Origin of the sequence: Paenibacillus sp. 32O-W (assembly GCF_007679495.1) — a bacterium.
In the GTDB taxonomy this organism is placed as follows: Bacteria; Bacillota; Bacilli; order Paenibacillales; family NBRC-103111; genus Paenibacillus_L; species Paenibacillus_L residui.
Map to the genome: position 1 here is coordinate 1 of NZ_VEGP01000080.1, position 23,216 is coordinate 23,216.

Below are 23,216 nucleotides of genomic sequence, written 5' to 3' on the forward strand. Positions count from 1 at the left end.
TTCTCGACAAACACCATTCTACCAAAGATTTGGGCACTTTTTTATGTTTTCAATGAACGGTACTTTCGAAATTTAGGATGATAATTGTAACCGGATGATTCCACCCATGCCGATCACATTTCATCCCGTATAACCTGTACATCCTCTAACGCTTCCCGCAGCCTGCTTGCTAGAAGAATTCGTAAGCTCATTCCCTCCGTTTCTTGGCGGTCAGATTCTCCAAAGCTTCCTGCAAATTAGGATACTTGAATTTAAACCCGCACTCCATCGCCCGCCGCGGGAGGACTCTCTGCCCTTCCAGCAGCAAAACGGACAGTTCTCCCAGGAGCAGCTTGAATACGAAGGACGGAACCGGAAAATAGTGGCCCCTCTTCATAACGCGCCCTAAAGTCCGTCCGAAATCATCGTTAGTTACCGGATGAGGGGCCGTTGCATTCACCGGGCCCGAAAGTTGCGAATTCCGGATGCAATAATCAATCAGCCGCACCATATCTTCAATATGGATCCAGGACATCCACTGCCTGCCGCTGCCCAGGCGCCCCCCTACTTTGAGTTGATAGGGCAGCTTCATCAGAGGGAAGGCTCCGCCATCCGCACCCAGCACCAATCCTACACGCAGCTTGATTAAACGCGGAACTTGAATGGCTTCCGCCGCTTCTTCCCACCGTTCGACCACGGCTGCCAGAAAATCCGTTAATCGGGCAGGACTTTGCTCATCGAAAGAGTCTTCCTCCGAGGTGCCGTAGATCGACATCCCTGATCCGTTCACTATGACTTCGGGCTTCCGCTCCAGACGGGATACCGCATCGTCTATCCGGGAAGCTGCCTTCAGCCGCGATTGAATAATTCTCTCTTTGGCCGGCCGGGTCCATCTCTGATTGATCGTTTCCCCGGCCAGATTGACGATGGCATCCACTCCTTCCAGCCTTGCGGGCTCCCTTTCTATTTCATCCCAAGACACCACAGCCGCGCCAGAAACCTTGCTTTCGGCGGAACGGGAAATGACCAGGACTTCATGACCCTGATTAATTAAATGCTTCACCAAATGCCCTCCGATAAAGCCGGTTCCTCCTGTCACTGCTATTTTCATAGGAGTCCCTCCCTTTAATTAATAAATTAATAGATTTTGAAGCTTGTTCCCGATCCGTATTGCTCACCTTATTTTACCATATCTCGACAAACTTCACTTTGCCATACAGAGCAAAATAACTGCAGCAAAATAGTACTAAACCGCTTTGAAGGGTCTACGCTTTAAAGTAATAAAATTTTTCTTTTTATCCATATGCGCAAAAAAATATTTCTTTCTTACTACATAATTCGACAAACTTTTCAAGAATATTCTGATAGTTTAGTGATAGTGTGTTAAATTTAACCATTTAAGGGAGGTTGCAACATGTCAAAAAAATTAAATGTTGTACTTAGCTTGCTCTTATCTGGCACCTTAGTTCTCTCAGCCTGCAGCACAAAATCAGCCGATCCGCCGCCAGATACCTCAAGTCCACAGCCGAGCGCGAGCACCGCCCCATCCACGGCGCCCTCTGCCGCTCCAACTCCTGAACAGAGTAAAGCCAGTGACAGTTTCATCCCTGCGTCCGACAAATCCAAGAGCCCTGCTGCGGCACAAAGCAGAACAGACACGCTCATTATCGGGATGCAAGACTTCAAAGGTTTGTTTAACGGAATATACGGCGAAACCACTTACGACAATTATGTTAACTCTGCGATTTTCGATTCCTTGATTCAAGTCAAGAAAGACGGCACATACGAGCCCAGCGTCGCCAAGAAATGGGAAGTTTCCGACGACAAGCTGGTTTACACCTTTCATTTGCGGGATGACGTGAAGTTTACCGACGGGACGCCGTTAACCGCAGAGGATGTCGCCTTTACCTTGACGGTCTTGCACGACAAGTCCTATGACGGCCCTTCCGACATTATGAAGGCCAAGATCAAGGGAGGTAAAGAATACAAGGAAGGAACCGCCTCCGAAGTCGAAGGCATCAAGGTCATCGATGAGCATACGATTGAAATTACGACTACAGAAGTAAGCGCATCCACTCTGGCCAATATAGGGGATGTGATCATTCCCAAGCATTATTACGGTAAAGATTATAAGCAGGGCAGTCTGGACTATATGAAGGAGCTTCACCAGAAGCCGCTGGGCTCCGGCCCTTATATTATGGAAGCTTACGTTCCCGGGCAAGAGGTTCGCTTCGTCGCGAATGAGAATTATTTTAAAGGAAAGCCGAAAATTCCCAAGCTGATTTACAAGGTAACCTCGAGTGATACGAATATCCAGTCGCTGCAAGCCGGCGAGACGGATTCCGAAACTCAAGTGACCGTCAGCAAGGACAATGTCGAGCTGCTTAAATCATTGGGATTCCTGGATATTAACCTGTTCCCGACGAACGGATACGGTTACATCGGGTTCAATCATAATGATCCGAAATTCAAGGATAAGCGGGTTCGGCAGGCGCTGACCTATGGCTTGAACCGGGAGGAAATTGTGGAAGCGGTTTACCAGGGCAATGCTAAGGTCATTAATGTTCCGCAATCCAATGTATCCTGGGCATATACCGATGACGTTAATAAATATGAATTCAATCTGGAGAAGGCCGCTCAATTGCTGGATGAAGCCGGTTGGAAGGTCGGAGCCGACGGCATTCGAGAGAAGGATGGAGTGAAATTCAAAATCCATTTCCTGGCAACCACCCCCAACCCGGTCAATGATGTTATCATCCCGGTTGCCCAAGAGAACTATAAAGAATTGGGAATCGCGTTTGAGCCGGATATGCTGGATTTCAACGCGGTGAAGGAGAAGCAGAAGAAAGGCGATTTCGACATGTTCTTCCTGGCATGGCAACTGACACCGGACCCGGATTCCACGAACGTGTTCGGAACGAACGGCTCTCAGAATGAAATCGGATATTCCAATCCGAAGGTCGATGAATTGCTGGCTAAAGGGCTCCTGGAACTGGATATCGAGAAGCGGAAGCCAATTTATCACGAGCTGTATAAAGAGCTGAATGAAGATCTGCCTTATATTTACTTGTATCAGCGTACAGACATCTTGCCGATCAATGCCCGGGCGCAGGGCTGGGATGTGTCTTCGTTCAAGAGATTTCCGTACAGCCTTTATCAAGTGTCCATCAATTAATAAAAAGGGTTTGATTTGCTGTAGTAAGTATGCAACACATTACCCGAAAGTCCATATGCTCAGCCTTCGGGCTGGGCATATGGACTAACTACGAGGAGGAACGGAATGAAGCAGTATGTCATTCGCAGATTGTTTAACATGATTCCTACCTTGATCGGAATCTCTCTTCTTATCTTTTTCGTCCTCACCCTCGCCCCGGGCGATTTCGTAGATGCCAATTCCAACCCGAATTTGACTGCGGAAAGAGCTCAAGAGCTCAGGGAAATCTACGGCTTAGACAAGCCTCTGATGGAACGCTATTTCACATGGATAGGCAATGTTCTGAAAGGCGAATTCGGCGATTCTCTGATGTACAAACAGCCGGTGACGAAAGTTTTGAATGATTATATGTGGAACTCCTTCCTGCTGGCTGTCGTCGCTCTCGTTCTGTATTGGATGATTGCCGTTTTTGTCGGCATTTTCTCCGCAACAAGGCAATATTCCCTGTTCGATGCGGGCGCCACTTTTTTTGTGTTTGCCGCCATGTCGCTTCCTTCCTTTTTTATCGGTCTCTTGCTGATCAAATTATTTGCCGTTGACTTTAATATTTTCCCTGTCGGCGGAATGTACACAACCGGAAGCGATTTGAGCGGATTCGCCCGGCTCTGGGATCTGGCCAAGCATATGTTCCTTCCCGTTATGGTGCTTACGATGATTCACGCCGGATCACTGACCCGGTACATCAGAACCAGTATGCTGGAGGTTATCAGGCAGGACTATATCCGCACCGCAAGGGCAAAGGGACTGAAAGAGAAGATGGTCATCTACAAGCATGCCTTGAGGAACGCCTTGCTTCCCGCCATTACTTTGTTCGGTCTGGAGCTTCCCGGTTTATTTGCCGGAGCCATCATCCTGGAGAAAATCTATAACTGGCCCGGAATCGGCCGGATCAATCTGGAAGCAGTGGGGTTGAGGGACTACCCGTTTCTGATGGGTTTTACAATGTTTCTGGCGCTGCTGACCGTTCTGGGCAACTTCCTGGCAGATCTGTTATACGGAACGGCCGATCCCAGAATACGTCTGAAATAGGAGGAGATGGACATGAAACCGGTACCTTCAACAAATACTCAAGTAAGCGTTGCCAAACGATCCCACCCTTCTTCTCCCTGGAGGCTTGCACTTCGGAGATTGCGCAAAAACCGGATGGCGATGATCGGACTGACCGTGCTCGCCTTCATGGTTGTATTCTGTTTCGTCGGCCCCCTCATCTCCTCCCACCTGATGGAGAAGGTCAGTGTAGCTAACGGCAACAAAGCTCCTAACTCCACTCATTGGCTGGGAACTGACAAGTTGGGCAGAGATGTGCTGACACGCACGATGCTGGCCGGGCGGATTTCGCTGACCGTCGGCATTGCGGCCATGTTCATTTCGGTCCTGATCGGCAGTGTGTTGGGTGCCATTGCCGGTTATTACCGTGGCTGGGCGGATTCTATCATAATGAGATTGGCCGATATTATTTATTCCGTCCCCAACCTGCCCTTGCTTATTTTGTTGGGGGCCGTTCTATCCGATTTGAAAATTCCGGCCGGAGCGCGAATCTATGTCGTCATGTTCATTCTCGGTATGTTAGGCTGGGCCACCCTGTCCCGCTTGGTCCGAAGTCAGGTCTTAAGCCTCAGGGAGCAGGAATTCATGCAGGCTGCCGAGGTGCTCGGATTAAGAGATCATCGTAAAATTTTCCGCCATCTGCTGCCCAACACCGTTCCGATTATCATCGTATCGGCTACGTTGACGGTAGCTTCGGCCATTCTGGCCGAGTCCGCCTTGAGCTATCTTGGAATTGGTGTCATTCCCCCTACACCGTCATGGGGAAATATGATCCAGGTGGCCAACAATCTCGTCGATTTTCAATTACGGCCTTGGCTATGGATTCCACCCGGAATCTGCATCTTTGTCACCGTCATCTCCATCAATCTGATCGGGGACGGATTACGAGACGCCTTAGACCCTAAAATGAAAAGATAGGAGAAACGAATATGGCAGAAAATTTGGTGGAGTTTCGCAATTTAAAAACATCCTTCAACACCGAGGCCGGCGTCGTCCAAGCGGTCAATGATGTCAGCTTTAAAATAAAAGAAGGGGAAACGTTATGTGTCGTCGGTGAATCCGGCTGCGGCAAAAGCGTCACCGCCATGTCTTTAATGAGGCTTATCGCCTCTCCCCCCGGGAAAATCGAAAGCGGCGAAATCCTGTTCCGGGGCCAGGATTTGCTCAAGCTGAAGGAGCATGAAATGCGGGCCATACGCGGCAACGAGATCGCTATGATCTTCCAGGAGCCCATGTCATCCTTGAACCCGGTCCTCAAGATCGGAGAGCAAATCATGGAACCGCTGATAGAGCATAAGCTGCTCTCCAAGAAAGAGGCCCGCGAAAAAGCGATAGACATGATCCGTTTGGTCGGCATTCCGCGCGCGGAGCAAATCATGAACTCATACCCCCATGAGTTAAGCGGCGGTATGAGGCAGAGAATCATGATCGCCATTGCGCTAAGCTGTGATCCCAAGCTGCTGATCGCAGACGAGCCGACGACTGCGCTGGATGTGACAATCCAGGCCCAAATTCTTGATTTAATGAGAAAAATCAAGGAGCAGTTGAATACCTCTCTTATGCTGATTACCCATGACCTTGGGGTGGTCGCTGAAATGGCCGATTATGTCGTCGTTATGTACGCCGGCAAAGTGATCGAGGAAGCGCCGGTTGTCGAGCTTTTTCACAACCCCAAGCATCCTTATACCCAGGGGCTGCTTAAAGCGAAGCCTATTCTGTACAAGAAGCAAAAGCGGCTCTATTCCATCCCCGGACAGGTGCCTAACCCGATCTCGCTGGGAAATAACTGCTATTTCAGCGATCGCTGCGATCGCTGCATGCCGGTTTGCAAAGAGGCCCAACCTGATCTACTGGTCGAAAACAAGGAGCATAAAGTAGCCTGTTGGCTTTACGAGGGAGGGGCTGCCCATGGGTGAGCTATTGTTGGAGGTTCAACGGTTAAAAAAATATTTTCCGATCCGCGGCGGGATTTTGCAAAAAACGGTGGGGCACGTCAAAGCGGTAGACGACGTTTCCTTCACCCTGAAGAAGGGGGAAACCCTAGGCCTGGTCGGTGAGTCCGGCTGCGGCAAAAGCACGGTTGGCCGCACCATCCTCCGCCTGAATGATAAAACAGAGGGACAGGTGCTGTTTCAGGGGACGGACATTCATGGGCTCCCGAAGAAAGAGCTGAGGAAGCTGCGCCCGAGGATGCAGTTGGTGTTTCAGGACCCCTACAGCTCTTTGAACCCGCGGATGAAAATTGGCGAAGCCATTGGTGAAGCACTGATCGACCACGGAATCGCAGACCGGAAAGAGGCTCGGGAGCAGGTGCTGGAGGTACTGAATATTTGCGGGCTTGCGCCATATCATATCGATCGTTTCCCGCATGAGTTTTCCGGCGGACAGAGACAGCGGATCGGAATAGCGCGGGCGCTGATCCTGAATCCCGAATTCATCGTCGCGGATGAACCGGTGTCGGCTCTGGACGTTTCTATCCAGGCCCAAATCATTAATCTGCTTAGCGATCTGCAAGAAACGAAAGGTCTCACATATCTGTTTATCTCACACGATCTTAGTGTCGTAGAGCATCTGTGTACCCATGTTGCTGTCATGTACCTGGGTTCGATGGTCGAGCAGGCATCCAGAGAGGAGCTCTTCCGCAACCCTCTCCATCCGTATACGAAGGCTCTCCTGTCGGCGGTTCCTATTCCCGACCCTGTCATGCGGAGAGAAAGGATTGTGCTGAAGGGCGATATCCCGAGCCCGGCCAACCCGCCATCGGGCTGCAAGTTTCATACCCGCTGTCCCATGGCGGTGGATCAGTGCAAATCCGAGGTCCCGAAGTACCGGGAAGTGGCCCCCGGCCACCATGTCGCCTGCCATCTGGTGTAAAATACCCCACAAAGTGACGCGTAACCTTCGAAGTGTATTCCGGATACTTTGCGGGGAGCCCTGTAAAATACCCCACAAAGTGACGCGTAACCTTCGAAGTGTATTCCGGATACTTTGCGGGGAGCCCTGTAAAATACCCCACAAAGTGACGCGTAACCTTCGAAGTGTATTCCGGATACTTTGCGGGGAGCCCCGGAACTTAACACTTGAACCTTGAAGATTCTGATAGTATTCTATATAAAATCATTATTGCAGGAAAAGCCATGACCCAGGACATGGGATTCCACGATTCGATGGTTCAGAGAGGAAATCCGCGGCTGGAAGGTTTCCCGATTCGAAGGAATCTCCCCGCCTTGCGAGCTGTAACGGGGAATCAGCAACCGTTACCGGAACCTATCCGTTATCAGGCAGAAGGACCGTTAATTACAATTAACGGTTAAATAAGGGTGGTACCACGGCGCATTCGTCCCTGACGGATGCGCTTTTTTGCGTCCTTCTTATTGGCTTCCAATCCAAATTTGTTTCTTGGGAGGTTATATTTATGCTTCAAAGCAAGCTTCTGATTCCCACCTTGCGTGATGCGCCGTCAGAGGCGGATGTCGTGAGCCATCAGCTTATGCTTCGGGCGGGATTGATCCGGCCGCTGGCCGCCGGCATCTACACTTACTTGCCGTTAGGATGGCGAGTGCTGAGGAAAGTCTCCTCCATCATCCGGGAAGAAATGGATCGAATAGGCGCGCAGGAAATGCTGATGCCGGCAATGCAGCCTGCGGAGCTATGGCAGCAATCGGGGCGCTACTCTCTGTACGGTCCCGAGCTTGTGCGGCTATACGACCGCCATAATCGTGAATTTGCACTCGGCCCGACTCATGAGGAAGTGATTACTTCATTAATCCGGGATGAAGTCAATTCTTATCGCAAGCTGCCGATGATCCTGTATCAAATCCAGACTAAATTCCGGGACGAACGCCGGCCGCGATACGGCCTGCTGAGAGGCCGGGAATTTATGATGAAGGATGCTTATTCATTCGACGCGGATTGGGAAAGCTTGGACGAAACGTATCGGAACGTATACTATGCCTATACCCGCATCTTTGACCGCTGCGGGCTCACCTACCGGGTGGTGGAAGCCGATGCCGGGACTATCGGCGGAGAAGGCGAAACCCATGAATTTATGGCTCTGGCCGACATTGGCGAGGATACGGTCGCAGTCTGCGCGAATTGCAGCTATTCCGCCAATCTGGAGACGGCCTATACGAGGCATGGAGCGTCACCTGCGGAAGCAAGGACTGTCCCCAAGCCCGAGAAGATTCATACACCGGGGGTCCGCACCATCGATCAGCTGACAGCTTCGTTGGACATCGAGGCCGGGCATATTCTGAAGACGCTCATTTACATGGCGGACGGCCGCCCTGTCGCCGTGATTGTGCGAGGCGACCATGAAGTGAACGAAACCAAGCTTAAGAATGCTCTCCGAGCGAATCATATCGAGCTGGCAAATGAGGAAATAGTCCGTCAACATACGGGGGCCCCGACAGGATTTGCCGGACCGGTCGGCTTGAGCCTGCCCCTATGGATCGATCAGGAAGCCGCTATTATTGAATCCGGAGTCGCAGGCGCAAATGAACCGAATTATCATCTTCGCTATGTCGTTCCCGGGCGGGATTTCCCCTTGGAGCATATAGGCGATTACCGTAATGTAACGGAGGGAGATTCTTGCCCGCATTGCGAAGGGACTTTCAAATTTTATCGCGGGATCGAAGTCGGCCATGTTTTCAAACTGGGGACCAAATACAGCGCGGCTCTAGGGGCCGGCTTCTTGAATGCCGCAGGCCGGGAGAACCCGGTAATCATGGGCTGCTATGGAATTGGCGTCTCACGCATTCTGTCCGCGGTCATCGAGCAGAATCATGATGATGGCGGAATCCTGTGGCCGATGGCGATCGCCCCTTTCCATGTGCATTTGATTCCGGTTTCCGTTCAAGATCCGGTACAGCGAGGTCTTGCGGAAAAGCTATACTATCGTCTGCAGGCAGAGGGCATGGAAGTGTTGATGGATGACCGGGAGGAGCGGCCCGGGGTCAAATTCAAAGACTCCGATCTGATCGGTATTCCTATAAGGATCATAGTCGGCAAACAAGCCGGCGAAGGCTTGGTGGAAATTAAAGAACGAGGGCAGGCCGCTGCGGAAGTCATCGGTTACGAGGATGTTGTCACTCATGTCTTGGGAAGGATGAAGAGCTGAAGAAGTATCGGAATCTATCCCTCGGCCAATGAAGATTAGCTGGGCGGCAGTACTTTCGTCAGGCAGGTCTTCTATTCTGCCCTGCCCCCAACCCCAAAAAACTCCTTGGCCCGATTTCCGGTCCAAGGAGTCATGCTTTGACAAGGATTTGCTTGACTATCCAGCTAGATGCTCTGTTCTTGCTCCAGCAGTTCGGAAATCCTCGAATGAAGCCCTTCACCGGCATAGGATATAAGCGGAGAGATTTCCACGGTCCGGCCCTCCAGCCGCTCCTCTGCTGCCCCGGCTTCCAGAAGCCATTTGCGGTGCAGCTCCAGGACAAGCTTCCTCGCTGTCTCCGGACTGTCTTCCCCTTCCTTGTTCTTGACCGGTGCGAATTCCTCGCTGCGGTTAACCTGCAGCACCGCCAGTTTATCTGCCAGCGGAAACAGGTCAAAGATGAACCGCTCGAACTTATACGCATTAGGCTCGGAAGGCTTGAGCGGATTTCCTTGCACATCGATAGCGGCTATCTTCTTATGAGCCGCATGATATGGCAGCGGAGAATCAGCGCCCTTCTCAACGAAATCGAGGCGGAACAGATGCATCGAAATGTTGGCCTGGTCATACAACAGACGCCCTTCCTCATTCTGTGCCGTCATCATCTCGCGCGGCATATCGGAATATTCGATGACTGCGGGCCGCCCCCGGTTGAGGCAGACGATTCCCACCTTCTCTTCCGGATGGGATTTCGGAACGACTTTGCAGGCTGCAGAAGCCCCGCTGGAGATGGTGTATCCGATAAATTTCGGGTCCGCTACCTTCACCAGAGCATTGTCGACATTGTAATAAAATACCCATTCCACGCCCCGTGCTTTCATATCCGCCAATGCGCCGGAACGCTTGATGGCTGCGAAGCAATCCCCATTGCCGGCCGGGGCCAGACTGATCCGGTCTTTGTCAGCCAGCAATATTTTGCCCTCGGCATCTATGGCGGGCAGTACGCTCTGCTCGAAGAAGAAAATCGCTTCCCGGGGATAACCGAAATAATCCGCTTTCCGGAAAAATTCCGTCGTTTCCCCATCGTTTTCGGGGCTGGTCATCACATACCAAGGAATAGTTCGCCCCGCTTGCGAGCTCAAATTTAGTAGTCTCTCGGCCTGCAGCTGGAATAAAGATTTTCCGGAAGGAAGGCCAATATTGAAGGTTCCCTTAGGCCCGTCGTGGTCCAAGCGGCTTCCCTGTCCTCCCGCTACCACCAGAGCGGCCACCCGGCCTGAACGAAGCGCCTGCCAGCCGGCCTCCTCCTCCTGCTGTTTCCTCTCTTCACTGAATTCATCCCAGACTCCCGCTTCTATCGGAGTTAATTCATTTTCCATCTGCGCCGGGCTATCCGTCCTCTGATCGAATAACGCAGCTACTTGTTCGAAATCGAGAGAAAAAATCTGATCCAGCAGGCTCTCCTGAGCCTCGGCTGTCAAATCATGATAGAAATTCAATAAATGCTGTTGATTATACTGACGAAGCAGCGCTTCGGCTTGTTCCTTCCTGGACTTCATCTAATCTCCCCTCGTGCTTGAATGATAGATTAATAGCTTCCTAATAGAATAACCTTAGTGTCTCCCTCGGCAGAATGATGAAGCTTCGAATTACCGCCTCGTCTATTGTACCACATCACCGGAAATGGGAATCTATCCCTTAAGCCCCATTTTGGCCCACATGCCGCTAAAGGGGGTTATTTCGTAGTACCGAATGCCTATCCCGGCCGCAATCTATGCCCAAAATGTCCGATTCGTTAGGCATACTAAAAAAAGCTCCTAACGGAGCCATCTCGAAGATGAATAACCCGGTATTAAAGGAAGCTTTTTATGCCAATTAGAAAGTTTGTTCCACTTTAATGTTTTAATGAACTTAAACTTTCTAATGTGGTAAAAAAACGCGGGCAGCGTCCCGCGTTTGAATATTCCTTGGAATCTGATCAACGGATTCACGGTCCGGCCTATTTCCAAACCTATTGACGTTCTTTCCCGACGAAATCGGACGAAAACTAAAATTCAATTCGTTAAGCGTCAGATAGGTGTGGCGGATCGATAATCTCGGCCTCTGAAGTTGTTGCCCGGTCATCCAATTGACAAAACGAATAAATAAGGATAAAATAATTATTCAATAATTTAATCAAAATATTATAACACAATAATTTCTTTTTGTCAATAGTTTTTTTGTTTTAGTTTTTTATTCACCTGACCAAGGGAGGGAAATTTCATGCGGTTATCACGCTTATTCCACTCTTTGAACCAAACGGCGCAGGAGCAGGCAGTAATGGAGATTCTGGAACTTAATGAGAAGACCGCGCCGTTCGGTTTGATGCTGACGCCGGAGGAAGCCGCACAAATGATCCATGTCAGAAATCAACTGCTTTACAGTTATGGCCGAGTAGAGTTGGGCTTCGAGGTCATCCGATCGTTAATCGACGGTTTTGCAGCCTCGCCCTATATAAACGATGAGAATTATGTCCCGACTCTAAATGAGCTGCAAGAGATTTTTTATTATCTAAAGAATGAAACTGAAGATCAGATCGGTGACGCCAGGCTGGTGGAAATCATGAGACAGCTCTTCGACGAGGAAAGCGGAGGCTCGTTGGAGCTGCTGAAGAGCAATCTGGAAGAGTACGCTTACCATTACAGAAGAGAAATGCAGCACAATGAATTTCTGCCAAAGGAGGAGGAATAAGCTTGAAGGGTCCAAACGGGCTGCCATCGCACATGACTCCGGTACGGATTAGGCCGAAGAACCTTAAGCCGAACCAGTACACGATATCCCTTATGGAGGATGGGTTGCGTTCAGGGCTGCTTAACCAACAGGAAGTTTACAGCATACAAAACCGCCTAATGATTATTTTGCAGAGTCTCATAGCACGCTATACGCAAGGAGAAAGCTCCTCGGTAGCTGCGGAGACGGCAGAAAGCCTCCTATCCTCCATCATGTATGCAATAGACGCGTATATGCAGAGCTTCGAACATCCGGACCAAGCGATCACCTGTTTAAAAACCGGAAGTCTTCAAAAAATTTACGAAGCAGGAGTTGAACGGGTGCGTCAGTGCTTCGAAGATACTAAACAGCTATATCGGGAAGTCAGACGCAATAAGCTGGATGTCCCGGTGGACGCTTATAACATGACCATAGATGAATCCTTGCCTGTATTTTTCAAGAAATATGAAATTGTCTTCGATGCTCATCAGACGATGGCCAGCATCGACTATCCCTTAGCGATTGATGATATGCGAGTTCAGGGAGTCTTTTATATGAAGCAGTATTTGGAGCATCTAAAGATCGAAACCCGCTTTTGCCGCATGTTCAGTCAGGCGGATCTTCGTGAGCTGCTGGTGAATTTCGGGAGAGTGTGCAGATTTGATTACCGAATTGAATTGTTTAATATATTTGAGTTGGTACTGAACAATGCGATTTTTTCGATGCTGTCGGGAGCCGGTGCCCATCAACTTCAGATTTCAACAGCTTCATTCGAGCGATTAAATCGGCTGCTGTCGGAGACGGACCCTTCACAAGTTTCTTCAATGATTCAAGAAGCGATCCATCGTCTGCTGCAAGAGCGGCAAATCTGTGACCCTTCATTAGCGGATTACATGAACCGGTGCAAGAAGGAAGTCATACAGCGAATCGTCCATGCGGCGAAACATAACAGTCTGGAAGCCGTAATCATCACCCGTCAAGAGGAAACAATGAAGCCCATTGCATTTTCTGTTAGCGCAGAGGACCGGATAAGCGATGCCGAGCTTCGCCTAATGCTTGAAGAAATCAGACAATTGGAGGATAAGGAAGATAAGGCGAAGCTGATCAAATCGCGACTTCGTTCCCTGCACGACTTTCTGGATATACTGGAATCCGATTGTCTATATGAAGATGAATACGAAGCACTCTTTGAAACCTTTGGCGATATAGAACTGGCGGTTTTATTCAAAATCGTATTCTACGAATCAATCCGGAATGATCGAAAGCATTTGTTAACGATCATTAACGATACGGAAGTTAACGGAAGCGAATGGCAGACGTATTTTACTCACTATTTGAAGAGCTTGAGCCCGAACCGCCTTGGGTCCATTGAACTTCTAATTCATCATATCGATTATCAAGAAATAACTTTTCATTGATTATAACCGATTCACAGGTAATCCCGGCCTATTTTCACACCCGAAAGCAGTGCCGGGGTTTTCCCACCTGCCCATCGTAACCACGAAGAAGTCATGCCATGCTTGGGCTTGAGCGCCAATCGCTTCGCAAGTCTTTCCGTCTAAAATTACCATTCCTCTATCCGAATTAACTTACCGCTTCTCTCAGCTTCTCCATGGTCATTCTCTCAATAAACTTCGAAAATTTCTCTTTCTTTCTGCCGTTTTGCTGAAAAAGCTTAATGAGCTGAAGAATGACCGGGATCAATTGTTCTGCAGCTAGACCCGACATAAACAGAACGCCAACGGTGGCTTTCAGGGACTTGCCCTCGCCGCCTACGTAAATGTCATACTTGTCTTTCATTTTCACCACGCCAATATCCTTCAGCAATGGTTCGCTCGTCCCCAAAGCACAGCCAGCATATCCTATCTTCAATGGACTCGGAACTTCATAACCGGCAATGGCGTCACCTAATGCTTTCGCAACATCAAGCCCCGCATCCTCGGCCCCCCGGCAAAAATTGCAAGCAATCAAGCTTTTGGTGAAAAATCCGGCAGGATGAATTTCCAGTCCGGTCTCCCTCAGCTTTTGTTTTACTTCTTCCAAGTGATCTTTTTCCAGTTCCACATACAGTTGTTTAAAGGTGGTCAATTCGATCCTCGCGTCTTCGCCGACAATGGAACCGAGCACAGCCAGCTGTTCCGGTTTGAATAATGTTCCTCCGATTTCAAAACCGGGAGTAATCGCAAACTTCGTTCTTGACATCTGTCTCTCCTCCGATATCTATTCACTTCGCCGCTCGAACCAAGCCGAATGACTCATTTTATTGTTGGAATTCCAATCCCTTTCATTCCCGTGTCTTAACAAGAATGGGATGAATCATGTTTTTTACCTTTGCTAGTTATTAGGATACCCCCGTATGGTATATTTGTCAATCGGTAATTTCTCTACTCCAACTTAAACTATTTAATGATTGTTAATCCTTGACAAAATTCATTCCACTCCTCATAATGTGAATATGAACATATGCTCATATATTAAATTTTGGAGTTGAGTGAATAATAACTTCTTAACAGGCCATTAACCTATCAGGAGGAGATTAGAATGCACCATCATCATAACCATTCCCACGACCATGGCCATCACCACCAACACGGGCACGGACATCATCATCACGACCGCAGCAGAGAAGGAAACAAAAAAGGGTTAACTATTGCTTTGCTCATCACTTCGGGTATTATGCTGCTAGAGTTTTTCGGTGGGTTAATAACGAACAGCCTGGCGCTCTTGTCTGATTCGGGACATATGCTGAGTGATGCCAGTTCGCTTTTGCTAAGCTTGATTGCCATTTGGTTTGCGACCCGGCCGGCCTCTCCCAACAAAACTTACGGGTTTTACCGTTTTGAGATTTTAGCCGCTTTGTTTAACGGAGTTACGTTATTTGTCATTGCCGGATTTATTACTTGGGAGGCCATTCAGCGTTTTTACGATCCGCCGACGGTTGCCAGCGGTTCGATGATGATAATTGCTTCCATCGGGCTTCTCGCCAATTTGTTAAGCGCGTGGACACTGATGCGCAAAGGCGATGTCAAAAACAACGTCAACCTTCGCAGCGCTTACCTGCATGTGATCGGTGACGCATTGGGCTCTGTAGGTGCTATCCTTGCCGGAATCATCATGCTGTTGTTTGGCTGGTATGCTGCTGACCCTATTATTTCCGTGCTGGTTGCCTTATTGATCTTGAAAAGCGCTTGGGGAATTATTAAACATACGGTTCATATTTTGATGGAGGGCACGCCGATTACTATTGACCAAACGGAAGTGAAAGAAGCTTTAGGAAGCATCGACGGAGTGGTTGATGTACATGATCTGCACATTTGGACGATTACATCGGGACTGGATTCATTAAGCTGCCATATCCTTATTGAAGATCATATGGACAGTCAAAAAATTTTACAGGCCGCCATTCACATCATCGAGGAGAAATTTAAGATTCGGCATACCACCATTCAAATTGAAACTTCTGCAATTCATCACGAGGAAATGACCGTTTAGCAGGTTCCCCCTTTTCTAAATATGGTCAACAAAACAGCGTCCCCTGAACCTTTCTTCATGGGACGCTTTACTTTTTCAATGTTGATGACGACAACCCATCTGTATTTAATTTGTCAGGGCTAGTTTTAAATAATTGTAAAATTGACTCCATATAAGGACAAGGCTGATTTTCTCGCGACACTTTGGGATGCGAAATTGTCCCATGATGTACTGTATAAAGGGAGTCTTCCCATCCTTCTTACCTCTGTCGCCCATCCAGCAACGACGGCAGCGGCATATCCCCTACCACGATATCCTTCCAAGGTCTCAAGCCCTGCTTCATGTGCTCTGGAAGTGATGCGAACGCTGCGGCAGATGGACACGGCCCGCCCTTCGCGCACAAGCCCAATACAAGGCTGCGCGCTGTCTATTTCCGATGTTAACCATTCGAAATCGCCATGCAAAAATTCCTTCATATTATCCCGGGTAATACTGATCACTTGCATGGCCGGCGCGGCCTGGGCCGGAACCAGATAACAGGGCCCCATCGTAAACCTTTCTCCTTGGAGAAGGCTCATATAGGCTTCAAAATGTTTCGGTTTCGTCCGAAAATCACTGACGATCGGTTCATCGGCACATAACTCTTCCAGCTGCTCAATAACCTTCTCCGGGACATCATACCGAAATCGGCAGAGAGCCGTCCCCTCTATAGTTCGACCCAAGAAAAAGCGGGCGGCGGGATCCTCTCCGGACCAAGGCTCGTTTATAGTAAGCAGCCTCTTATTTCGGTCATGGGTAAACAGCGCTTCAACATGGAGCTCCATCAGTTCCACGGCGGTTGGTTTAATTTCTTCCCGATCCCTCAAGCTTTCACCTCACAAACCTCTCTATCTCTAATAACAATCCCAGTGCATGTACCACTCCCATCCGTACGCGATCTGTACAAGTACAGATTGCCGTTGTCCCCAATCATAAAGCGAGGCTTCTCTTCCGATGCAATCTGCATTACGTATTGGTACTCCTTCAATGAGATCGGAGATTGGATGTAGGACGGATAACCGCCGGTTTTAGTAAACGGCTCCATTCTGATGATTTCCCTCCCATTAGCCATGTTCGAACAAGCAGTCAGCAATTTCCACATCAATCCATTTACACCTAGTTCGCATCTTTAAGGCGCTTGCCGCCCACCGGCAGCCTTATAAACCTTTGTATACAAGATTTCTCTATACAGGACAAACTCCGCTTCCGTGAGAGATTGAGGATAGCTCATGATTTTAAGCGGCAAATCCGGCTGTCCTGTCTGAAGAGGCGGCTGCACATATTCGAAAGAATTGAGTTGAAACCCCAATCGCTCGTAAAAGCTTATTCTCCGCTGCGCCAAATCGGTATCAGGGGGTTCCACCTCCAGTATTACATGCTTTGCGGACTCTCCGATATATGTGCTCATCAACTTCCCTCCGATACCGCTCCCTCTAGTATTCGGATCGACGGCAATATGTTCCACAAAGCGGAACTGGGGAAATTCCCATACAGCCATGAAAGCAATAATGTTGTTATTGTCATCCGTTTCCGTAATGAGACGATAATGCGGATCGGCTAGCAGCTCCTTCTGTCCGGCATAAGTTCTCCGCTCACTGTCAGGAAATGAGGCTTTCATTATCGCGTAAACTTCATCAAATTCTCTAAGGTTCATAATGATCAGTTTCATCCTTATCTAAGCTGTTTTATAGGGCATGACGGACCCACGTCCTTGCGTCGATTATTGAATGATCTTTGATTCTTGGTTGTTTTCCTTCAACCTAAGGCCGCTTAATAGACTTCGTAGTTTTGTCCGGTTTGAGCTCCCTCTACACTTTTTCTATAGGCAAGTGCTACCCGGCTGGCAGGTACGGCTTTCAATGCCCGGGAAAAACTCACCATATTTGTCCCATGATTCTTGCAAAACGTTGGGGCTAACGCTATTGATGCGAATTCCCCTCGGCATTTCAATGGCTGCAGATTTGACGAACGCCTTAACACCTCCATTAGCCATTGCAGCAGATGCTCCTAGAGGAATCGGATCATCCATCATAATTCCGGTTGTTAAAGTGAAGCTTCCGCCGTCATTCATATACTCCATGCCCAAAAGTACCAGGTTAATCTGACATTTGAGCTTGCTTTCGATTCCTATTTCATTTAACTCCGGGGTTAATTCCGTAATGGGTGCAAAATGTGCACCGCCTGTTGTACTCACTACGGCATCTATTTTACCGATTTGTTCATACATATTCTTAATACTAACAACGGATGTAATATCGACTGAAACATCCTGACCATTTCTTCCGGCACGAATGATTTCGTGCTTTTTTTCTAATTCCTGAATGACCGCTTGTCCGATCGTGCCGCTTGCTCCAACAACGACTATCTTCATTATCCAATCCCTCTTTCCGGTTGATAATTCGTTGCCATTATATTGTAGCACAATCCTGATATGACCCAAAAATGCGGCACCATCTTATGACGAATGAAGCTTAGGACTGCTTCGTCAGTCTTCCTTCATCCAGCCTGTATACAGTCCCTCCAAACCGCCAGGCTTTTATTTTTGCAGACTGCGTGGAATTTTATGGTATAATATATGAAACGAAGTTTCACCTAATAAAACCAATAGTGAGAGGAGCTCGTTTAAAATGCCGATCAACTTTCACGATGACAAAAACAGGCGGACCTATGCAGCAAGAATTTCCGATGAATCCTGGGTCTCTTTAATGAAAGAGATGGTGGAAGTATCGAATAAACGGGTTGCGGATATTGGCTGCGGTGGGGGCATTTACACGAAAGCTTTGATTGAAATGGGGGCAACTCAAGCTATCGGTGTAGATTTCTCGGAAGTAATGTTAAAAGGCGCGATGGAGAATTGCAAAAATACTCCCAACGCTGCATTCCTTCTTGAAAATGCTTATCATTCCAACCTGACTGCAAATGAATTCGATATCGTGTTGGAAAGAGCATTAATCCACCACCTGAGCGACTTGGATGCCTGCTTCAAAGAAGCCAACCGCATTATGAAAACTGGCGGCATTCTCATCGTTCAGGACAGAACTCCCGAAGATTGTTTGCTGCCCGGGGATGAAAATCATATAAGAGGTTATTTTTTCGAAAAATTCCCCCGATTGATTGAAAAAGAAATAGCTCGCAGGTATGACGTAAATCAAGTACAGCAAGCACTGGAATCGAATGGATTTCGTCTGGACAAAACGGTTTCCATCCGGGAGATAAGACGTGTGTATGATCATTTCGAAGCATTAAATACCGACTTACTTCTAAGAACCGGCCGCTCCATTCTTCATGAATTGACGGATGATGAACTTCTCGATTTGATATCGTTCATAAAAGATAAGCTCAGTGGTTATAAAGCTCCTATTGTTGAAAAAGATTCATGGACAATATGGTTTGCTGTAAAAATTAATTCCCGGTTTTAGAGGTAGCTTTTTATGCCAATTAGAAAGTGATTCATTTTAATGTTTAAATGAACTTCAACTTTCTAATGTGGTAAAAAAAGCTTTTAACGAAGCCCTTTCGAAGATGAATAACCCGGTATTAGAGGTAACTTTTTATGCCAATTAGAAAGCGGTTCATTTTAATGTTTAAATGAACTTCAACTTTCTAATGTGGTAAAATTAAACATAGACTGTAGCGCAAGGAATATTCATTTCTCGGAAGGAGCCTCCATCATGCGGTTATGGCAGGATTTGCGGGCGTTTCTAAAAATTAAAGGAGCCTTGGTTCTGGTGCTGACCCTGCTGTTCTACGGGATCGGGACAGGAATTCTCGCTCCTATGAATGCAATATATTTGCAGGATTCGGTAGGGCTTGGCAAGCTGGAGATCGCTTCGATTTACTCCATATCGCTGTTTCTGAATATGGTGCTGACGATTTCGGTCGGCATAGTAAGCGACCGGATGAAGCGCAAAAAAACGATTCCGCTCGTGGCGGCTGTCCTTTGCATGACCGGAATCATCATCTATATGGGAGCTTCCAGCTATGTGCCTGCGTTAATCGGAATGTGTCTCGCCATGGCTCCGTCCGGGATGATCATGGGGCAGCTGTTCGCCATGGCCCGCAGTCATTTTACGAAGTTCGCTCCGGATGTAGTGGAAATCTCGCAAATTTGGCTAAGGGCTACGTATAGCGTCGGCTTCTTTACCGGGCTGCTGTTGGGTGCGAATCTGTTCCTGATCGCCACTTTTCAAGGCGTGCTGTGGGGTAATTTGGCGGGGTATGCGGCACTGTTTGCGCTGTTATTGTTTTACCGGGAAATTACGGCCGACTCTTCCGCCGGCAAGAGAGCGGCTGGCGAACCCTTCTCGCTGGTTATGCTGTTTGCGATTTTACTGTTGTCCTGCGCCGACGCCATTCGCGGACTATATCTGCCGCTTGTGATTAACGTCCGGTTCGGCAACCCCGAATTGATGTCTTACATTTGGAGCACCCAGGCGGTCTTCGAGTTATTATTTATGACGATGGCCGGCTATTGGGCGGCTAAATACGGCAGCAAGCCGATTATTTTGCTTGGAAGCCTGTTTGCGCTGGGAACCTATGTTACATATACGGTAAGCGAATCCTTGCCGGTCTTTTTCATCGTACAGCCGCTGTATTCTTTTTTCGTCTCGGTGCTTTACGGTGTCGGTATGGGATATGTGCAGCGCATGTTCATTCACAGGACGGGATTCGGGGCCAGCCTGTATGTATTTATTTCCCAGACCGCATCTCTGATCGGATATTTCCTGCCTCTGCTGATCAAAGGCATTACGCCGCAAATTTTTTGGATTCCGGCGCTGCTGATCGTTCTTTCGATTATGCTGATGGTCAAAGTGCTATACAGCGAACGCATGAAACCGGGAAGAACGGTGGAAGGATGAAACACGTGTACAAGCCAATTTCCTGCCTTCGACCAATAGCCTTGCATTAAACAGCTCCTTGTAAAACTTAATGGATTTTTCTAAATCAGTTACAGAAAAAAGCAAATGGTTAATGCCTCCGATTTTCAACATTCTTTCCCCCTCCGCCAATCTTGCGGCAAGCCTTTCAGCATAACCACTCCCCCATTATCGACTATCAATCCTTCTTCAAATTGTATCATGGATTTGGCTTATTAATTCCCGACACCGCCGCATGGCGGCATAATATTCCCCTGGCTTTAGCAGCAAGGATTTTGCCCAAGCTTCCCGGACCGTTTCGCTATAAAGACAGCACGATCGCCTCCGCTGTACCTCTTCAACGACAAGCCGTGAACAATTGTCCGGGCGAATGCCGTGCGCGTTTGGCCCGGAGGGGCATAGGTTATAGCAACGGCATACGTCATAATGACAAGGAGGTCCGACGATGAGCCGACAACACCGCAGCCGCAAACGGAACGGTTATGTCACGGTTCCGCTCTTAAGACGGATGGCCGCCTCTATGGTCCCTTTCTACCGAAAAATTGCCGCCAGCCGCAGTTATGCCAAAACCTGGTCGTCCGCCGTGCGCAAAGCCGACCTGGACCGTCTGGAAAAGATGTTCTATAAGACCGCTCCGGTGACAAGAAGAAGGGCGTCCCTATCGACGAACGGCATCGGATATATGATAGGCTTTAATACCAATGCCCCTATCCATGAATATGTCAACGCCACCTCAATCCGCCCGGGGCACGTCCAATTCACTTTCAGCACCCCTATTCATCGTTTCATTTCCAGGGCTGTCCTTCCCCTCTACCGGGAAATCGCCTGTAATCGCAAATTTGCCGCGAAGCTGGTGAGAGCTATCCGTTGCAATGACAACCGGATGGCCGATTGCCTGGTTCGCTGCTGCGTCCGCACCAAAGTGCTGCATTTTGTTAGAATTGAAGATTCCGGCATTCTGATGGCCTTTAAGTTTTCCAAAGTCCCTTATCATTACTATAATGAATTTTACCGGTTCGATTTTGAACATATGGAAAAATAAGCAGAGGCGGCCTCTGGCCGCTTCTGCTTTAGCATGGTCCCGTACTTAAGGGGAACGGAATAGCGTTCCAGCAATTTTGCGGCGATAGCCCAATCCGCCTTTATTTGATACACTGGTGCTTAGAATATCCATAGACAGGGGGACTTGCTTTGCAAAGAGCCATCATACTGACAGGCGCTTCCAGAGGGTTGGGACAAGCCTTGGCCAGTCAATTGCTGGAACCGGACCATCACTTGATCTGCCTGTCCAGAAGCCGTAACGATTCGCTTGCCCGGGAAGCCGCAGACAAACAGGTCAAATTGGATTGGGTGACTATCGATCTGAATGAGGTAGACTTGCTGGAGGAACGAATCCGGGACATCATCGCTTCTATCGATCTGAGCCGCTTGGATTCCATTTATCTGATCAATAATGCCGGCGTACTGCAGCCTATTGGCCCTGTGGAAAACAACGACGGCGTGCAGATCGCGGACAATATCCGGATTAACCTGATTGCGCCGATGATTATTACATCAAGCTTTATCCAGCAGACCCGCCATCTCAAAATAGACAAGCGGATCCTTAACATTTCCTCGGGAGCAGGCAAGAAAACTTACTACGGCTGGAGCGGATACTGCACCTCCAAAGCGGGGTTGGACCATTTCACTAGATGTGTGGGAGCCGAGCAAGAGGAGCTGGAGCACGGGGTGAAAATCGTTTCCGTCGCTCCGGGGGTGGTAGATACCGATATGCAGGCGGAAATCCGGGCTTCCAAAGAAGAGGATTTTAAACAGGTGCAGCGGTTTATCGATTATAAGAAGCAGGGACTTCTGTACTCTCCGGAAGAGGCGGCCGCCAAGCTGCTCAAGGTTTTGCTGAGCGAATCTTTTCCTAACGGGCAGGTTATGGATGTCCGCGACTTGGAATAACCCAATGAAGTGCCGCTAGGCCTTCGATCACCATCGGGAGCGAAAATTTTAACGTTGTGCCGGCTTCGTTTACTACGACCTTCCAGCGGCAATCTTACATTGGGCAGCTTTTTACGATGACCACTATTTTTGTGTTCACGCCATGCTTTTAGCCGTTGAGTCCCGTGTCCGCAGCAAAACCTGTGAAAATACATCTTTTTACTCGGTCCAAGGGTGATTGGGTGATTTTTTTCAGAAATTAATGTATTTTCTCGCCGTTTTTCGGTAGCGAGTATTCTGAATCGCTTCTAAATTGATGTATAATCGCAGGAATTCGTCCCGCGGTAATAGCGTAAAGGGTTCCTCCGCTTGGAGGAACCCTTACTTACTGCCTACCAGCTCCATTTACTGCTTTTCAGTCCGGCCTTCACTAGAATGGTATCGAGCAGAGACATTTTCTCCTTGCCCAAAGCTTGCTCCGTACATGCCGATTCCGGTTCATACTTTAGCTCCTGCGCCTTGCTCAAGGTGGAATCTGCCAAATTGTTGGTCACCTTGGCTTGTTCAAAGCAAGAGGGAGCAATGTAAGTCTTATAGGTATGCTCCAATATGATTCTGGTTTTGCCTGGAGGCGATACATTGACCTTAATGAGGGTCAGGCAGAGGATCACCACGACTACCGCTACCATCACCAACATGGATTTGCTTCTCAAATTTGTCACCTCATATGTATCAAATAAGCTTCTCGGAATTCACATTCCGTTGCAGACTCTAGCTTCCTAGCTAGGGTCTTCTATTGTTTCACCCCCAAACA

Annotated in this window: 22 protein-coding genes and 2 pseudogenes; 14 read left to right on the forward strand and 10 right to left on the reverse strand. The window is 48.5% G+C overall.

The features are described 5' to 3' along the window. Nucleotides 1-187: 187 nt before the first annotated feature. Nucleotides 188-1,090 carry a TIGR01777 family oxidoreductase gene (locus tag FS806_RS22375; protein ID WP_144941138.1) on the reverse strand — a complete coding sequence of 301 codons (903 nt, stop codon included), beginning with the start codon at nucleotides 1,088-1,090 and terminating at the stop codon, nucleotides 188-190. 278 nt (nucleotides 1,091-1,368) lie between these two features. After that, nucleotides 1,369-1,584: a hypothetical protein gene (locus FS806_RS26890; RefSeq protein WP_260982220.1), complete on the reverse strand. Its 216-nt coding sequence runs from the start codon at nucleotides 1,582-1,584 to the stop codon at nucleotides 1,369-1,371. 67 nt (nucleotides 1,585-1,651) lie between these two features. On the opposite strand from FS806_RS26890, the gene FS806_RS22380 reads away from it, so the two are divergent. From FS806_RS22380 to FS806_RS22405, 7 genes are all read left to right on the forward strand, one after another. Continuing rightward, nucleotides 1,652-3,154 (forward strand): ABC transporter substrate-binding protein, encoded by a 1,503-nt coding sequence (locus FS806_RS22380; protein ID WP_260982221.1) that lies wholly within the window; start codon nucleotides 1,652-1,654, stop codon nucleotides 3,152-3,154. Between the two features lie 105 nt (nucleotides 3,155-3,259). Further along, on the forward strand, nucleotides 3,260-4,222 hold the full coding sequence (locus tag FS806_RS22385) for an ABC transporter permease (RefSeq protein WP_144941142.1): 963 nt from the start codon (nucleotides 3,260-3,262) through the stop codon (nucleotides 4,220-4,222). A gap of 12 nt (nucleotides 4,223-4,234) precedes the next feature. Beyond that, nucleotides 4,235-5,158 carry an oligopeptide ABC transporter permease gene (gene opp4C, locus FS806_RS22390; RefSeq protein ID WP_144941144.1) on the forward strand — a complete coding sequence of 308 codons (924 nt, stop codon included), beginning with the start codon at nucleotides 4,235-4,237 and terminating at the stop codon, nucleotides 5,156-5,158. An 11-nt stretch (nucleotides 5,159-5,169) separates the two neighbouring features. Then, nucleotides 5,170-6,156 (forward strand): ABC transporter ATP-binding protein, encoded by a 987-nt coding sequence (locus FS806_RS22395; RefSeq protein ID WP_144941146.1) that lies wholly within the window; start codon nucleotides 5,170-5,172, stop codon nucleotides 6,154-6,156. Next, nucleotides 6,149-7,114: an ABC transporter ATP-binding protein gene (locus FS806_RS22400; RefSeq protein WP_144941148.1), complete on the forward strand. Its 966-nt coding sequence runs from the start codon at nucleotides 6,149-6,151 to the stop codon at nucleotides 7,112-7,114. The genes FS806_RS22395 and FS806_RS22400 overlap by 8 nt, the downstream gene beginning before the upstream one ends. Before the next feature lie 206 nt (nucleotides 7,115-7,320). Further along, entirely contained in the window at nucleotides 7,321-7,554 is a 234-nt protein-coding gene (locus FS806_RS26385; protein WP_222126750.1) for a hypothetical protein, read from the forward strand. A 101-nt stretch (nucleotides 7,555-7,655) separates the two neighbouring features. Next, entirely contained in the window at nucleotides 7,656-9,359 is a 1,704-nt protein-coding gene (locus tag FS806_RS22405; RefSeq protein ID WP_144941150.1) for a proline--tRNA ligase, read from the forward strand. A 164-nt stretch (nucleotides 9,360-9,523) separates the two neighbouring features. Here the strand turns inward: FS806_RS22405 and FS806_RS22410 are convergent, their stop codons facing one another. Beyond that, the gene (locus tag FS806_RS22410) at nucleotides 9,524-10,897 is read right to left on the reverse strand and encodes a UDPGP type 1 family protein (RefSeq protein ID WP_144941152.1); all 1,374 of its coding nucleotides are present in this window, start codon (nucleotides 10,895-10,897) and stop codon (nucleotides 9,524-9,526) included. Nucleotides 10,898-11,600: 703 nt separating this feature from the next. Here FS806_RS22410 and FS806_RS22415 point away from each other — a divergent pair. Further along, nucleotides 11,601-12,068, forward strand: a complete 468-nt coding sequence (locus tag FS806_RS22415) for a DUF6323 family protein (RefSeq protein ID WP_144941154.1) — start codon at nucleotides 11,601-11,603, stop codon at nucleotides 12,066-12,068. A gap of 2 nt (nucleotides 12,069-12,070) precedes the next feature. Next, on the forward strand, nucleotides 12,071-13,504 hold the full coding sequence (locus tag FS806_RS22420; protein ID WP_144941156.1) for a DUF6179 domain-containing protein: 1,434 nt from the start codon (nucleotides 12,071-12,073) through the stop codon (nucleotides 13,502-13,504). Nucleotides 13,505-13,670: 166 nt separating this feature from the next. Here the strand turns inward: FS806_RS22420 and FS806_RS22425 are convergent, their stop codons facing one another. Beyond that, nucleotides 13,671-14,288: an NAD(P)/FAD-dependent oxidoreductase gene (locus tag FS806_RS22425; protein WP_144941158.1), complete on the reverse strand. Its 618-nt coding sequence runs from the start codon at nucleotides 14,286-14,288 to the stop codon at nucleotides 13,671-13,673. A 339-nt stretch (nucleotides 14,289-14,627) separates the two neighbouring features. Between FS806_RS22425 and FS806_RS22430 the strand changes: the two genes are divergently transcribed. Next, a complete protein-coding gene (locus FS806_RS22430; RefSeq protein WP_144941160.1) occupies nucleotides 14,628-15,578 on the forward strand; it encodes a cation diffusion facilitator family transporter in 951 nt (316 codons plus the stop codon). A 125-nt stretch (nucleotides 15,579-15,703) separates the two neighbouring features. Here FS806_RS22430 and aac(2')-IIb read toward each other — a convergent pair whose 3' ends face one another. The 4 genes and pseudogenes from aac(2')-IIb to FS806_RS22450 form a co-directional block, all read right to left on the reverse strand. Then, complete coding sequence (aac(2')-IIb, locus tag FS806_RS22435) at nucleotides 15,704-16,423, reverse strand: kasugamycin N-acetyltransferase AAC(2')-IIb (RefSeq protein ID WP_225312783.1); 720 nt, start codon at nucleotides 16,421-16,423, stop codon at nucleotides 15,704-15,706. Beyond that, nucleotides 16,420-16,641 carry a DUF1963 domain-containing protein gene (locus FS806_RS22440; protein WP_260982222.1) on the reverse strand — a complete coding sequence of 74 codons (222 nt, stop codon included), beginning with the start codon at nucleotides 16,639-16,641 and terminating at the stop codon, nucleotides 16,420-16,422. Before FS806_RS22440 ends, aac(2')-IIb begins: the two co-directional genes overlap by 4 nt. 84 nt (nucleotides 16,642-16,725) lie before the next feature. Continuing rightward, on the reverse strand, nucleotides 16,726-17,250 hold the full coding sequence (locus tag FS806_RS22445) for a GNAT family N-acetyltransferase (RefSeq protein ID WP_144941162.1): 525 nt from the start codon (nucleotides 17,248-17,250) through the stop codon (nucleotides 16,726-16,728). A 116-nt stretch (nucleotides 17,251-17,366) separates the two neighbouring features. Then, nucleotides 17,367-17,967 (reverse strand): annotated as a pseudogene (locus FS806_RS22450) (short chain dehydrogenase). A gap of 256 nt (nucleotides 17,968-18,223) precedes the next feature. On the opposite strand from FS806_RS22450, the gene FS806_RS22455 reads away from it, so the two are divergent. Continuing rightward, a complete protein-coding gene (locus FS806_RS22455) occupies nucleotides 18,224-19,015 on the forward strand; it encodes a class I SAM-dependent methyltransferase (RefSeq protein WP_144941164.1) in 792 nt (263 codons plus the stop codon). A 252-nt stretch (nucleotides 19,016-19,267) separates the two neighbouring features. Beyond that, nucleotides 19,268-20,455: an MFS transporter gene (locus FS806_RS22460; RefSeq protein WP_144941166.1), complete on the forward strand. Its 1,188-nt coding sequence runs from the start codon at nucleotides 19,268-19,270 to the stop codon at nucleotides 20,453-20,455. Between the two features lie 12 nt (nucleotides 20,456-20,467). Here FS806_RS22460 and FS806_RS22465 read toward each other — a convergent pair. Then, nucleotides 20,468-20,587: pseudogene (locus FS806_RS22465) on the reverse strand (VOC family protein); the annotation flags it as partial. Between the two features lie 331 nt (nucleotides 20,588-20,918). Between FS806_RS22465 and FS806_RS22470 the strand changes: the two are divergent. Then, entirely contained in the window at nucleotides 20,919-21,515 is a 597-nt protein-coding gene (locus tag FS806_RS22470; protein WP_144941168.1) for a hypothetical protein, read from the forward strand. A gap of 149 nt (nucleotides 21,516-21,664) precedes the next feature. Further along, nucleotides 21,665-22,423 carry a (S)-benzoin forming benzil reductase gene (locus FS806_RS22475; RefSeq protein WP_144941170.1) on the forward strand — a complete coding sequence of 253 codons (759 nt, stop codon included), beginning with the start codon at nucleotides 21,665-21,667 and terminating at the stop codon, nucleotides 22,421-22,423. Nucleotides 22,424-22,794: 371 nt separating this feature from the next. On the opposite strand, the gene FS806_RS22480 is transcribed toward FS806_RS22475, so the two are convergent. Continuing rightward, complete coding sequence (locus FS806_RS22480) at nucleotides 22,795-23,115, reverse strand: hypothetical protein (RefSeq protein ID WP_225312782.1); 321 nt, start codon at nucleotides 23,113-23,115, stop codon at nucleotides 22,795-22,797. Between the last annotated feature and the right edge of the window lie 101 nt (nucleotides 23,116-23,216).

Bases quoted from the DNA above. Each gene is read 5' to 3' on its own strand.
- FS806_RS22415 (WP_144941154.1), top strand. From the start codon at position 11,601: ATGCGGTTATCACGCTTATTCCACTCTTTGAACCAAACGGCGCAGGAG.
- FS806_RS22400 (WP_144941148.1), top strand. From the start codon at position 6,149: ATGGGTGAGCTATTGTTGGAGGTTCAACGGTTAAAAAAATATTTTCCG.
- opp4C (WP_144941144.1), top strand. From the start codon at position 4,235: ATGAAACCGGTACCTTCAACAAATACTCAAGTAAGCGTTGCCAAACGA.
- FS806_RS22395 (WP_144941146.1), top strand. From the start codon at position 5,170: ATGGCAGAAAATTTGGTGGAGTTTCGCAATTTAAAAACATCCTTCAAC.
- FS806_RS22375 (WP_144941138.1), bottom strand. From the start codon at position 1,090: ATGAAAATAGCAGTGACAGGAGGAACCGGCTTTATCGGAGGGCATTTG.
- FS806_RS22440 (WP_260982222.1), bottom strand. From the start codon at position 16,641: ATGGAGCCGTTTACTAAAACCGGCGGTTATCCGTCCTACATCCAATCT.
- FS806_RS22455 (WP_144941164.1), top strand. From the start codon at position 18,224: ATGCCGATCAACTTTCACGATGACAAAAACAGGCGGACCTATGCAGCA.
- FS806_RS22425 (WP_144941158.1), bottom strand. From the start codon at position 14,288: ATGTCAAGAACGAAGTTTGCGATTACTCCCGGTTTTGAAATCGGAGGA.
- FS806_RS22430 (WP_144941160.1), top strand. From the start codon at position 14,628: ATGCACCATCATCATAACCATTCCCACGACCATGGCCATCACCACCAA.
- FS806_RS22385 (WP_144941142.1), top strand. From the start codon at position 3,260: ATGAAGCAGTATGTCATTCGCAGATTGTTTAACATGATTCCTACCTTG.
- FS806_RS22405 (WP_144941150.1), top strand. From the start codon at position 7,656: ATGCTTCAAAGCAAGCTTCTGATTCCCACCTTGCGTGATGCGCCGTCA.
- FS806_RS22460 (WP_144941166.1), top strand. From the start codon at position 19,268: ATGCGGTTATGGCAGGATTTGCGGGCGTTTCTAAAAATTAAAGGAGCC.
- FS806_RS22410 (WP_144941152.1), bottom strand. From the start codon at position 10,897: ATGAAGTCCAGGAAGGAACAAGCCGAAGCGCTGCTTCGTCAGTATAAT.
- FS806_RS26890 (WP_260982220.1), bottom strand. From the start codon at position 1,584: ATGAAACTGTCACTGGCTTTACTCTGTTCAGGAGTTGGAGCGGCAGAG.
- FS806_RS22445 (WP_144941162.1), bottom strand. From the start codon at position 17,250: ATGAACCTTAGAGAATTTGATGAAGTTTACGCGATAATGAAAGCCTCA.
- FS806_RS22470 (WP_144941168.1), top strand. From the start codon at position 20,919: ATGAGCCGACAACACCGCAGCCGCAAACGGAACGGTTATGTCACGGTT.
- FS806_RS22380 (WP_260982221.1), top strand. From the start codon at position 1,652: ATGCAAGACTTCAAAGGTTTGTTTAACGGAATATACGGCGAAACCACT.